This is a genomic window from Mycolicibacterium frederiksbergense (genome assembly GCF_012223425.1).
In the GTDB taxonomy this organism is placed as follows: Bacteria; Actinomycetota; Actinomycetes; order Mycobacteriales; family Mycobacteriaceae; genus Mycobacterium; species Mycobacterium frederiksbergense.
Map to the genome: position 1 here is coordinate 4,275,701 of NZ_CP038799.1, position 12,252 is coordinate 4,287,952.

A 12,252-nucleotide genomic window follows, 5' to 3' on the forward strand; every position below is an offset into this window, starting at 1 on the left:
CTGATGGGGCGCAGGCGGCCCGACCGTCGTGCGGACAGACCGGTACCGCAGTGGCTGTCTGCGCGGCGGGTGGAATCCGGCCCGGACGGCTACGACTACGAGGTCAAGACGGTATCGGCGGCACGGGCGACCAAGGCCTACCGCTGCCCCGGTTGCGATCACGAGATCGCACCCGGTGTTGCGCACGTGGTGGTGCTACCGGTGGAGTACGGCGATATCGAGGACCGCAGGCACTGGCACACGTCCTGCTGGAACAACCGGGCCACTCGCGGCCCGACCAGACGCTGGTCCTAGTGAGCGGCGTCGGCGTTGGGTTCGACGAGTTCGATGAGCACGCCGCCGGCATCCTTGGGATGGATGAAGTTGATCCGCGAGTCCGCGGTACCGCGGCGCGGTGCGTCGTAGAGCAGCCGCACACCGTCGGCGCGCAACCGCTCCGAGAGGGCGTCGATGTCACTGGTGCGGTAGGCCAGCTGCTGCAGGCCCGGCCCGCGGGTGCTGATGAATTTGGCGATCGTGGAGGTCTCGTCCAGCGGAGCCAGCAACTGGATCTGGGCGCTGTCCTTGGCTGAGCCGCGCACCGAGAGCATGGCCTCGCGCACACCCTGGTCTTCGTTGACCTCCTCGTGCAGCACGATCATGCCGAGGTGGTCGTGGTACCACTTGATGGCCGCATCCAGATCGGGCACGGCGATCCCCACGTGATCGATCGCGGTCACCAGCGCGCTGGCGAGCGCCGGGCGGGCATCGACGTGGTCGGTGGTCATAAAGTAAAAATAACCCGATACGGCACATTTTGCGCCTGTGTGATGGGCCACACCCTGGCTTCTCAAGGCTTTACAAACTTCTTGGAGGATGGAAATGACGACCTCGGTCATCGTTGGGGGAGCACGTACCCCCGTCGGCAAGCTGATGGGCTCGCTGAAGGACTTTTCGGGTAGCGACCTCGGCGCCCTCGCGATCAAGGCGGCGCTGGAAAAAGCGCAGGTCCCGGCGTCGCTGGTGGACTACGTGATCATGGGCCAGGTGCTGACCGCCGGTGCCGGCCAGATGCCCGCCCGCCAGGCCGCCGTCGGCGCCGGGATCGGTTGGGACGTGCCGTCGCTGACCATCAACAAGATGTGCCTGTCCGGGATCGACGCCATCGCACTGGCCGATCAGCTGATCCGCGCCGGGGAGTTCGAGGTGGTGGTCGCCGGTGGGCAGGAATCCATGAGCCAGGCCCCGCATCTGCTGCCCAAGAGCCGTGAGGGCTTCAAGTACGGCGACACGACGCTGGTGGATCACCTGGCCTATGACGGCCTGCACGATGTGTTCACCGATCAGCCGATGGGCGCGCTGACCGAGCAGCGCAACGATGTCGATCAGTTCACCCGCGCCGAGCAGGACGAACTGGCCGCGCAGTCGCACCAGAAGGCCGCGGCCGCCTGGAAGGACGGTGTCTTCGCCGACGAAGTGGTGCCGGTGCAGATCCCGCAGCGCAAGGGTGACCCGATCGAGTTCAACTCCGACGAGGGCGTCCGCGCCAACACGACTGCGGAGTCCCTGGGCGGGCTGCGGCCGGCCTTCCGCAAGGACGGCACCATCACCGCCGGTTCGGCCTCCCAGATCTCCGACGGCGCGGCGGCCGTCGTCGTGATGAGCAAGGCCAAGGCCACCGAACTCGGGTTGAGCTGGCTGGCCGAGATCGGTGCGCACGGTGTGGTGGCCGGTCCGGATTCGACGCTGCAGAGCCAGCCCGCCAACGCCATCAAGAAAGCCATCGCGCGTGAGGGCATCACCGCCGATCAGCTCGACGTCATCGAGATCAACGAGGCGTTCGCCGCGGTGTCCCTGGCGTCCACCAAGGAACTCGGTGTCGACCCGGCGAAGGTCAACGTCAACGGCGGGGCGATCGCCATCGGTCACCCGATCGGCGCCTCGGGTGCCCGCATCACCCTGCATGCGGCGCTGGAGCTGGCGCGGAAAGGCTCGGGCTACGCCGTCGCCGCGCTGTGCGGTGCGGGCGGGCAGGGTGACGCCCTGATCCTGCGCCGCCCCTGACCGCTGAGGATGCACTCAGTTTGAGCAACGACGCAATGTAGTAGCTGGCCGCCCGCTGCGGCACAATGACGCCATGGCAAACAAATATGACGTCCGCAGCGTGGCGGGCTGGTTCCGGATCATCGCGATCGCGGAGGCGCTCAGCTGGGCCGGACTCCTGGTCGGGATGTACTTCAAGTACGTCGGTTCCCCGCAGACCGAGATCGGTGTGAAGATCTTCGGACCGATCCATGGCGGCATCTTCATGGCCTTCCTGGTCGGCGCCCTGCTGGTCGGGATCGCCCGGAAGTGGAACGTCGTGACCTGGGTACTGGCGTTGCTGGGCAGCATCGTGCCGCTGGGAAGTGTGATCTTCGTCATCTGGGCAGATCGGACCGGCCGCATCGGTGGACGTACCGTCGCTGCAAACAGCGGTGAGGACGTGCCAAACTTGGTGGCGTGACACGCCCACGCCCTTCCGTCGGACCGGCCCTGGCCGGTGCATTCGATCTGTCCGCACTCAAGCAGCCACCACCACCGCCACCCGGTGCCGCGGCGCCCGCCGAGGTGACCGGTGCAATCCAGGTCACCGAGGCGAACCTGGAAGCCGAGGTGCTGGTCCGTTCCGGTGAGATCCCGGTCGTCGTCCTGCTGTGGACGCCGCGCAGTGACGCGAGCGTGCAATTGGGGGACGCACTCGGCGCGCTGGCGCAGGCCGATGGCGGCACGTGGTCGCTGGCGATGGTGAATGTCGACACGACCCCGCGGGTGGCCCAGATGTTCGGCGTGCAGGCGGTGCCCACCGTGGTGGCGCTGGCCGGCGGTCAGCCGATCTCCAGCTTCCAGGGTCCCCAGCCCCCCGACCAGTTGCGTCAGTGGATCGACTCGCTGATCAGCGCGACGGCCGGCAAGCTCAGCGGCGTTCCCGAACAGCCCGAGCAAGCCGACCCGGAGTTGGAGCAGGCCCGGGCCTACCTGGACGACGGTGATTTCGACGCGGCGCTGACCGCCTACGAGTCGATCCTGGCGGCCAAGCCCAACGATGCCGAGGCCACCGGCGCTGTCCGGCAGATCAGGTTCCTGCAGCGGGCGACGACCCGCCCGGTCGAGGCGCTCGCGCTGGCCGATGCGGCTCCCGGCGACGCCGAGGCCGCCTTCGCCGCCGCCGACGTCGAGATCCTGCAACAGAACATCGAAGCCGCCTTCGACCGGTTGATCGGGTTGATCACCCGCACCGCCGGTGACGAGCGCACCGCCGCCCGCACCCGGCTGATCGAATTGTTCGACCTGTTCGATGCCGCCGACCCGGAGGTCATCGCGGCCCGCCGCAAGCTGGCGAACGCGCTCTACTGAGTTCTCTTTCTGCGCGAGCAGACACATATGGCCCCTACTTCGCTGGAAGTAGGGGCCATATGTGTCTGCTCGCCGGGTTACTGCTCCAGCTCGAACCAGAGCGCGGCCAGCGGCGGGAGTGCCATGACCGCGGACGCCGGGCGCCCGTGCCAGGGCTCGGCCGACGCCTGCACCGATCCCAGGTTGCCGATACCGGACCCGTTGTAGATCGTGGCGTCGGTATTGAGCACCTCTCGCCACGTCCCGGCCTGCGGCAGACCCAGCCGATAGTGCGCATGCTCGTTGCCGGAGAAGTTGAACACGCAGGCCAGCGCCGATCCGTCGTCGCCGAATCGCAGGAAGCTCAGCACGTTGTTCGCCGAGTCGTTGGCGTCGATCCACGAGTAGCAGTCGGGCACGGTATCGCGGGACCACAGCGCCCGGCGGCTGCGGTACAGCGCGTTGATATCGGTCACCAGGTTGGCGATCCCGGTCGAGAAGCTCTGTTCGGACAGCTGAAACCAGTCCACGCCGCGCTCCTCGGACCATTCGGCGCGCTGGCCGAACTCCTGGCCCATGAACAGCAGCTGCTTACCCGGGTGCGCCCACTGGTAGGCCAGCAACCCGCGTAGGCCCGCCGCCTTGTTGTGGTCGTTGCCCGGCATCCGGCCCCACAGCGTGCCCTTGCCGTGCACCACCTCGTCGTGACTGATCGGCAGCACGAAATTCTCGCTGAACGCATAGAGCAGCGAAAAGGTCAGCTCGTGATGGTGATAGCTGCGGTGAATCGGGTCGCGCTTGATGAACTCCAGGGTGTCGTTCATCCACCCCATATTCCACTTCATCGAGAAACCAAGGCCGCCAAGGTTGGTCGGTCGCGTGACGCCGGGCCACGAGGTCGATTCCTCGGCGATGGTGACGATGCCGGGGGTCACCTTGTGCACCGTCGCGTTCATCTCCTGCAGGAACTGAACCGCCTCCAGGTTCTCCCGCCCGCCGTGGATGTTCGGCGTCCAGCCATCGGCCGGCCGCGAATAGTCCAGGTAGAGCATCGATGCCACCGCGTCGACGCGCAGGCCGTCGACGTGGTACTCCTGCAACCAGTACAGCGCGTTCGCCACCAGGAAGTTGCGGACCTCGGGGCGCCCGAAGTCGAAAACGTAGGTGCCCCAGTCAAGTTGCTCACCGCGACGAGGATCGGAGTGTTCGTAGAGGGCGGTCCCGTCGAAGCGGCCCAACGCCCAGGCGTCCTTGGGGAAGTGCGCGGGCACCCAGTCGATGATGACGCCGATCCCCGCCTGGTGCAGCGTGTCGATCAGATAGCGCAGATCGTCGGGACTGCCCAACCGCGGTGCGGGCGCGTAGTACGAGGTGACCTGGTAACCCCAGGAGCCGCCGAACGGATGGGCGGCCACCGGCAGCATCTCGACGTGGGTGAAGCCGTGCTCGACGAGGTAGTCGGTGAGTTCGACCGCCAGTTCGCGATAGGTCAGGCCCGGCCGCCACGACATCAGGTGCACCTCGTAGGTGCTCATCGGTTCGAAGACCGGATTGCGCAGGGCGCGCCCGGCCATCCATTCGTCGTCGTTCCAGGTGTAATCGCTGGTGCTGACCCGCGAGGCCGTCCGCGGCGGAACCTCGGCGGCGAAGGCGAACGGATCGGCCCGGTCGCTGACCGAACCGTCGATCCCGTGGACCCGGAACTTGTAGAGGCCGTCCTCGGGGAAATCGGGCCAGAACAGTTCCCAGACTCCGGTGGAGCCCAGCACGCGCATCGGCGCCTGGCCGCCGTCCCAGTGATTGAATTCGCCGATCAGGCTGACGCCCTTGGCGTTCGGTGCCCACACTGCGAAGGAGTAGCCCTCCACCACGCCGTCGGGTGTGGTGAAGCTGCGACGGTGCGCGCCCAGGGTCTCCCACAGCCGTTCGTGGCGGCCTTCGGCGAACAGATGCAGGTCGATCTCGCCCAGGGTGGGCAGGAACCGGTAGGCGTCGGCGACCGTGATGGCCGGCGCGCCCGGATACTGCACCTCGAGGCGGTAGTCGATCAGCTCGGTGAACGGCACGGCGCCCGCGAACAGGCCGGCCTCCAGGTGATTGAGCGGGTAGCGCTCGCCGCCGACGAGCGCGGTCACCGATTCGGCGTGCGGGCGCAACGCCCGGATCACCGTGTGGTCGCCGTATTCGTGGGCGCCCAAAACCGAATGCGGGTCATGGTGCTCACCGGCGCTCAACCGGTGCAGATCGTCCGCACCGGGGCGCAGATGAATGTTGGTGTTGGTTTGAGTCACGATGTACTCACTCCCTCCGTAAGAGGTTCAGTCGAGATTCGTACGGGATCAACGGCATATTGAGGATGTGCGCAACCGCCCGTACCGGGTCCAGGCGCACGTAATTGGCCTGACCCCAATGGTATTCGTCGCCGGTGATCTCATCGCGCACCCAGTACCGGTCGTAGGCCTCCATGCCGAGCGCGGCCATGTCCAGCCAGATGGTGCCTTCTTCCGGGCCGAACGGGTTCAGCGAGACCACCACCAGCACGCAGTCGCCGGTGACCGGATCGAACTTGCTGTAGGCGAGCAGCGCGTCGTTGTCGACAGCGTGGAACGTGATGGTGCGCAACTGTTCCAGCGCCGGGTGCAGCCGCCGGATCTCGTTGAGCCTACCCAGGAACGGCTCCAGGGACTGACCGGTGGCCACCGCCGCCTCGAAATCGCGCGGGCGCAGCTCGTACTTCTCCGAATCGAGGTACTCCTCGCTGCCCTCGCGCACCGCCCGATGCTCGAACAGCTCGAAACCGGAGTACACCCCCCACGCCGAGCTGAAGGTCGAGGCCAGCACCGCGCGGATGGCGAACATGCCGGGGCCGCCGTGCTGCAGGCTCTCATGCAGGATGTCCGGAGTGTTGACGAACAGGTTCGGGCGCGCACAGTCGGCGTACTCGGCGATCTGCTCGCCGTACTCGATGAGCTCCCACTTGGCGGTGCGCCAGGTGAAGTACGAATACGACTGGGTGAAGCCGAGTTTGGCCAACCCGTACAACCGCGCGGGCCGGGTGAAGGCCTCGGCGAGGAACAACACGTCGGGATCCTCGTTCTTGACCTTGCCGATCAGCCAGGCCCAGAAGTTGGGTGGCTTGGTGTGCGGGTTGTCGACCCGGAAGATCTTGACGCCGTGCGAGATCCAGAACCGCACCACCCGCAGCACCTCGGCGTAGAGTCCGGCCGGGTCATTGTCGAAGTTCAGCGGGTAGATGTCCTGGTATTTCTTCGGGGGGTTCTCCGCGTAGGCGATGGTGCCGTCGGGCAGTACGGTGAACCACTCCGGGTGCGTCTGCGCCCACGGGTGATCCGGCGCGCACTGCAGCGCGAGATCCAATGCCACGGCCAGTCCCTGATCGGCTGCGGCCGAGACGAAATCGTCGAAGTCCTCGATGGTGCCGAGGTCGGGGTGGATGGCATCATGACCGCCCTCGGTACTCCCGATCGCCCACGGTGAGCCGACATCGCCCTCGGCGGCCGTCACGCTGTTGTTGCGCCCCTTGCGGTGCACCCTGCCGATCGGATGGATCGGTGGCAGATACACCACGTCGAAGCCCATCCTCGCGACCCGGGGTAGATCCTTGGCGGCGGTGGCGAAGGTGCCGTGGACCGGTTTGCCGTCGCTGTCCCAGCCGCCGGTGGAGCGCGGGAAGAGCTCGTACCAGGCCGAGAACCGGGCCTGCGGTCGATCGACCCACACGCCGAACTGTTCACCGCGGGTGAGCAGTTCGCGCAGCGGATAGCGACGCAGCAGGTCGGCGATGGCGGGGGACAATGCGGCGCCGGCGCGGGTGAGCGGATCACCGGGTTCACGCAGCGCTGCCGCCGCGTCCACCAGCGGTCGGCGCTCCTGACGCGGAACGCCGGTGGCGGCGCGCTCCAGCAGCTGGGCGCCGACGAGCAGGTCGTTGTTGAGTTCGGATTCGCCTTGACCGGCATCCAGCTTGGCGGTGACACCCTTGCGCCACGTCGCGATCGGGTCACCCCAGCCGTCGACGCGGAAGGTCCACATGCCGACCTGGTCCGGGGTGAACTGACCGTGCAGCACATCCGGGGTGCGGCCGGGCGCCATGGGAAGCACCAGCGGTTTGATCCGCGGTGGCGTCACCGGGGGTGCGGGCTCGGGCACCGAGCCCGGCGGGTCGGGGGCCAACTGGGGGTAGGCGGTGCCGTGGTAGCGCACGACAAGCGTGGCGGACACCGCGTCGTGACCTTCCCGCCACACCGTTGCCCGCACCGGCACCACCTCGCCGACGACCGCCTTCGCGGGGAATCGTCCACCCGACAGCGCAGGCGCGACGTCATCGATTCCGATACGACCGGTCACGCACGAATCTCCTCACTCGGCGCGGTCCCGACTTCGGTGACCGCGGTCCGTCTGGTCTGTAGGTTCTGCCTCGACGCGCTCGTTACCGACTCTGAGTACCCACCGTAGTGTCAGGGACACCTCATCGGGCGAGATGAACTCACTCCGGTGACCGAAGCGACATCCCGGGCCCGTCGCCGGGGTCGGTCAGTAAGGTGGAGCCGCGTGAAAGCCCTCCGCAGATTCACGGTCCGCGCCCACCTTCCCGAGCGCCTTTCCGCACTGGAGACACTGTCGGTCAACCTGCGGTGGTCATGGCACACGCCGACGCAGGACCTGTTCGCCGCCATCGACACGACACTGTGGGACCAGGTCGGAGCGGACCCGGTGGCGCTGCTGGGCGTGGTCAGCCCGACACGTCTCGACGAACTCGCCGGTGACGAGGGCTTCCTGCAGCGTGTCGACGCGCTCGCCGCGGATCTGGACGACTATCTGAGTCGTCCGCTGTGGTATCAACAGCAGGCCAGAGACGGGGTGGAGCTCCCCAACGGAATCGCCTACTTCTCCATGGAGTTCGGTGTGGCCGAAGTGCTGCCGAACTACTCCGGTGGCCTGGGCATCCTGGCAGGCGACCACCTGAAGTCCGCCTCCGACCTGGGCCTGCCGCTGATCGCGGTCGGGCTGTACTACCGGTCGGGGTACTTCCGGCAGTCGCTGACCGCCGACGGCTGGCAGCACGAGACCTACCCGTCACTGGACCCGCAGGGGCTACCGCTGCGGCTGTTGACCGAGGACACCGGCAAGCCAGTGCTCATCGAATTGGCCATGCCCGACGGCGCGCAGCTGTACGCGCACGTCTGGGTTGCGCAGGTGGGCCGAATTCCCTTGCTGCTGCTCGATTCCGATATCGGCGAGAATGCGCATGATCTGCGTGGGGTCACCGATCGGCTCTACGGCGGTGACCAGGAACATCGGATCAAACAGGAGATCCTGGCCGGTATCGGCGGCGTCCGCGCGATCCGGGCCTTCACCGAGGTGGAGGGGCTGCCCGCACCGGAGGTGTTCCACATGAACGAGGGTCACGCCGGTTTCCTGGGGGTGGAGCGGATCCGCGAGCTGATCGATGCCGGCCTGGACTTCGACACCGCGCTCACGGTGGTCCGGTCGTCCACGGTGTTCACCACGCACACGCCGGTGGCCGCCGGGATCGACCGGTTCCCCGTCGACATGGTCACCCGGTACTTCGGCGGCGAACGCCTGTTGTCGGGCGTCCCGCTGGAACGGGTGCTCGGCTTCGGCGCCGAGGACGATCCGTCCAAGTTCAACATGGCACACATGGGCCTGCGGCTGGCGCAGCGGGCCAACGGGGTGTCGTTGTTGCACGGCCGGGTCAGCCGGGAGATGTTCAACGAGCTGTGGCCGGGCTTCGACCCGGGTGAGGTCCCGATCGGCTCGATCACCAACGGCGTGCACGCACCGACGTGGGCGGCACCGCTTTGGGTGGAGTTGGCCCGCGAGCTGATCGGCAGCGACGATCTCGGCTCGCTCAGCGAAGCGGACACCTGGCACAAACTGCAGCAGGTCGATGCCGGTCGGCTGTGGCGGATCCGCTCCGAGCTGCGCGGTCTGCTCATCGAGGACGTGCGTGCCCGGTTGCGTCGCTCCTGGCTCGAGCGCGGTGCTTCCGAGGCCGAATTGGGCTGGATCGCGTCGGCCTTCGACCCCGAGGTGCTGACCGTCGGGTTCGCCCGGCGGGTACCCACCTACAAGCGGCTGACATTGATGCTGCGCGATCAGGAGCGGTTGGAGAAGCTGCTGCTCGACGCCGACCGGCCCGTGCAGTTGATCGTCGCGGGCAAGTCCCATCCCGCCGACGACGGCGGGAAGGCGCTGATCCAGCAGATCGTCCGGTTCGCCGACCGCGCGCAGGTGCGGCACCGGATCGCCTTCCTGCCGGACTACGACATGTCGATGGCCCGGCTGCTGTACTGGGGCTGCGATGTCTGGCTGAACAACCCGTTGCGCCCGCTGGAGGCCTGCGGCACCTCGGGCATGAAGAGCGCGCTGAACGGTGGACTGAACCTGTCCATCCGCGACGGCTGGTGGGACGAGTGGTACGACGGTGAGAACGGGTGGGAGATCCCCACCGCCGACGGGCTTGCCGATGAGAGCCGCCGCGACGATATCGAGGCCGGCGCGTTGTATGAACTTCTCGAACGCTCGGTGACCACCACCTTCTACGACCGCAACGAGCACGGTGTGCCGGCCCGCTGGATGGAGATGGTGCGCCACACGCTGCAGGCACTCGGACCGAAGGTGCTCGCCTCGCGCATGGTCCGGGATTACACCGAGAAGTACTACGCGCCCGCCGCGAAGTCGCTGCGCGCCACCATCGAGCCAGCCAACGACGCGACCGGGGTGCCGTTCGGTGCGGCGCGCCAGCTTGCCGCGTATCGCCAACGAGCACAAGAGCAATGGCCGAAGATCCAGATCACCGATGTGGACAGCTACGGTCTACCCGACACCCCGCTGATCGGCAGTGAACTGACGCTCACCGCGTCGGTGTACCTTGCCGGGCTGGCGCCCGACGAGGTCGTCGTGCAGGCGGTCGTGGGCCGCGTGGACGGCGCCGACATCCTGCAGCATCCGGTCACCGTGGCGATGACGCACACCGGCACCGTGGGCGGCAACCAGATCTTCTCGACGACGACGCCGCTGCCGGTGGCCGGTCCGGTCGGCTACACGGTGCGGGTGCTGCCGCACCACCGACTGCTGGCCGGGGAGAACGAGCTGGCACTGGTCACGCTGGCGTGAGTGCCATTCTGACGGTCGACCTTCCCAGCGGGCCGTACGCGCTCGCCGAGGGGCCCGACGGCGCAATGTGGGTGACCCTGGTGCACAGCGGGCAGATCGCCCGCGTCAGCGCGCAGGGCGATGTCACCGTCTACGACGTCGCGCCCGACAGCAGGCCCTCGATCATCACCGCCGGACCGGACGGTGCCCTGTGGTTCACTCGCAGCGGGGATGACCGGATCGGCCGGATCACCACCGACGGTGTGCTCAGCGAGATCGAACTGCCCTCCGGCAGCGCACCTTTCGGTATCACGGCAGGGCCGGGGGCCGCGCTGTGGTTCACCGCGATGAATTCCGGGGTGATCGGCAGGCTCGATCTCGACGGCACGGTCACCGAGGCGGCTCATCCCGGTGGAATGCCGTCGATGATCACCGCGGGTCCCGACGGGGCGCTGTGGTTCACCCTCAACGAGGCCAACGCGGTCGGACGGCTGGAGCCGTCGGGGTCCTTGCAGGTACGCGACGTGCCGACGCCGCGGTCCGGACCGGTCGGGATCGCAGCCACCCACGACGACGCCATCTGGTTCACCGAGGTCCTCGCCGACAAGATCGGCCGTATCCCGACCGACGAGGCCATCCAGGAACTGGATCTGCCCGGCAAGCCGCACGCGGTGGTCGCCGACCCGTCCGGTGGGGTGTGGGTCAGCCTCTGGGGCGCCGATCAGGTCGCCCGCATCACGGCCGACGGGGAGGTGAGCACCATCGACCTGATCGTGAATGGTGAGCCGCACGGCCTGGCCGTCGCCGCCGATGGCGCGCTCTGGGTGGCCATGGAGGCCGGCTGCCTGTGGCGGTTGCCGGTGGGCTGAGTCCCGCACTGGCCGTGTCCTTGCCGTGGCCGCAGAGTTACATAGGCGATGTAAGTTCCTCGAGGTGCCTATTGCGGGGTTTGTCGTGCCACGACCCTTTGCGCTGTTCACCGTGGTGATTACGGCTGCCGTGCTGTGCGCTCCGATCGCAGCGGGCGACCCGGGCACCGATCCGAACGAGCCCGATGTCGACCCGGTGTTCGCGCCCGCCATCGATCCCGCGCTGGAACCCCCGCTCACCCCGGTCATGCAACCCGTCGCCGTGGCGGTGCCGCCGTCGCCCCAACCGCAGCTGCACGGCCTCGTCGCCTCGCCACCACCGACCAGCACCGAGACTCCGGACGGCTGGAGGCTGACCCTGTCGGCGGTCAACGAGACCCAACTGGTCGCCGCTCCGCTGACCACCGCGCTGTCCTCACGCAGTTACATCGTCGGGGGCACCTTCAGCGGGAACATCACCGGGCCCGAGGGCGGTGAGATCCCGGAGGGGGTGCTGGAGGTCGGCTACCAGATCGGTTGCGGCGTCGACATGAGCACGTCCAACGGTGTCACGATCACCGGCACAGCCGGACTGTCGCCATCGGTCGGGCTGGCCGGTGTCGACGTGGGCTCGCCGGCGCTCGACGGTCTGATCCCGGTGCTGACCACGCCCGTCACCGGTGGTGCGGCCATCGGGTTGAAACCGGGCATCATCAACATGGTCCCGGTGACCCAGAAGGAGTTCCGGGGATCCAACCCGTGGGTGCTGGTCAGCAACTTCCAGGTCAAGATCGACGGATGCGTGGGCCAGTCCTTCATCCGCTCGTATGCCTTCCTGACCCGCTCGACGGACGAATCCGATTCGGTACTGGCCTATTACGGCGAGACCAAGGTGGTCTGATCCAGCCAC

Annotated in this window: 10 protein-coding genes; 7 read left to right on the forward strand and 3 right to left on the reverse strand. The window is 67.4% G+C overall.

All coding sequences use genetic code 11. From position 1 onward, the window contains the following. Positions 1 to 3 precede the first annotated feature (3 nt). Complete coding sequence (locus EXE63_RS23785; protein ID WP_168143959.1) at positions 4 to 294, forward strand: Rv1322 family protein; 291 nt, start codon at positions 4 to 6, stop codon at positions 292 to 294. On the opposite strand, the gene mce is transcribed toward EXE63_RS23785, so the two are convergent. Further along, entirely contained in the window at positions 291 to 767 is a 477-nt protein-coding gene (mce, locus tag EXE63_RS23790; RefSeq protein ID WP_168143960.1) for a methylmalonyl-CoA epimerase, read from the reverse strand. The two genes, EXE63_RS23785 and mce, sit on opposite strands and share 4 nt — an antisense overlap. A gap of 94 nt (positions 768 to 861) precedes the next feature. On the opposite strand from mce, the gene EXE63_RS23795 reads away from it, so the two are divergent. From EXE63_RS23795 to EXE63_RS23805, 3 genes are all read left to right on the forward strand, one after another. Next, positions 862 to 2,043: an acetyl-CoA C-acetyltransferase gene (locus EXE63_RS23795; RefSeq protein WP_168143961.1), complete on the forward strand. Its 1,182-nt coding sequence runs from the start codon at positions 862 to 864 to the stop codon at positions 2,041 to 2,043. A gap of 73 nt (positions 2,044 to 2,116) precedes the next feature. Continuing rightward, positions 2,117 to 2,485 carry a DUF3817 domain-containing protein gene (locus EXE63_RS23800; RefSeq protein WP_168143962.1) on the forward strand — a complete coding sequence of 123 codons (369 nt, stop codon included), beginning with the start codon at positions 2,117 to 2,119 and terminating at the stop codon, positions 2,483 to 2,485. Then, positions 2,482 to 3,375 (forward strand): tetratricopeptide repeat protein, encoded by an 894-nt coding sequence (locus tag EXE63_RS23805; RefSeq protein ID WP_168143963.1) that lies wholly within the window; start codon positions 2,482 to 2,484, stop codon positions 3,373 to 3,375. The genes EXE63_RS23800 and EXE63_RS23805 overlap by 4 nt, the downstream gene beginning before the upstream one ends. Before the next feature lie 77 nt (positions 3,376 to 3,452). Here EXE63_RS23805 and glgB read toward each other — a convergent pair whose 3' ends face one another. Both glgB and EXE63_RS23815 read right to left on the reverse strand, forming a co-directional pair. Beyond that, a complete protein-coding gene (gene glgB, locus EXE63_RS23810) occupies positions 3,453 to 5,645 on the reverse strand; it encodes a 1,4-alpha-glucan branching protein GlgB (RefSeq protein ID WP_168143964.1) in 2,193 nt (730 codons plus the stop codon). Between the two features lie 7 nt (positions 5,646 to 5,652). Beyond that, positions 5,653 to 7,722, reverse strand: a complete 2,070-nt coding sequence (locus EXE63_RS23815; protein ID WP_168143965.1) for an alpha-1,4-glucan--maltose-1-phosphate maltosyltransferase — start codon at positions 7,720 to 7,722, stop codon at positions 5,653 to 5,655. Between the two features lie 204 nt (positions 7,723 to 7,926). On the opposite strand from EXE63_RS23815, the gene glgP reads away from it, so the two are divergent. The 3 genes from glgP to EXE63_RS23830 all read left to right on the forward strand — a co-directional run bounded on the left by glgP (position 7,927) and on the right by EXE63_RS23830 (position 12,243). Beyond that, a complete protein-coding gene (gene glgP / locus EXE63_RS23820) occupies positions 7,927 to 10,515 on the forward strand; it encodes an alpha-glucan family phosphorylase (protein ID WP_168143966.1) in 2,589 nt (862 codons plus the stop codon). Beyond that, positions 10,512 to 11,363 carry a Vgb family protein gene (locus tag EXE63_RS23825; protein ID WP_168143967.1) on the forward strand — a complete coding sequence of 284 codons (852 nt, stop codon included), beginning with the start codon at positions 10,512 to 10,514 and terminating at the stop codon, positions 11,361 to 11,363. The genes glgP and EXE63_RS23825 overlap by 4 nt, the downstream gene beginning before the upstream one ends. Before the next feature lie 196 nt (positions 11,364 to 11,559). After that, complete coding sequence (locus EXE63_RS23830) at positions 11,560 to 12,243, forward strand: MspA family porin (RefSeq protein WP_372513083.1); 684 nt, start codon at positions 11,560 to 11,562, stop codon at positions 12,241 to 12,243. Positions 12,244 to 12,252: the final 9 nt, after the last annotated feature.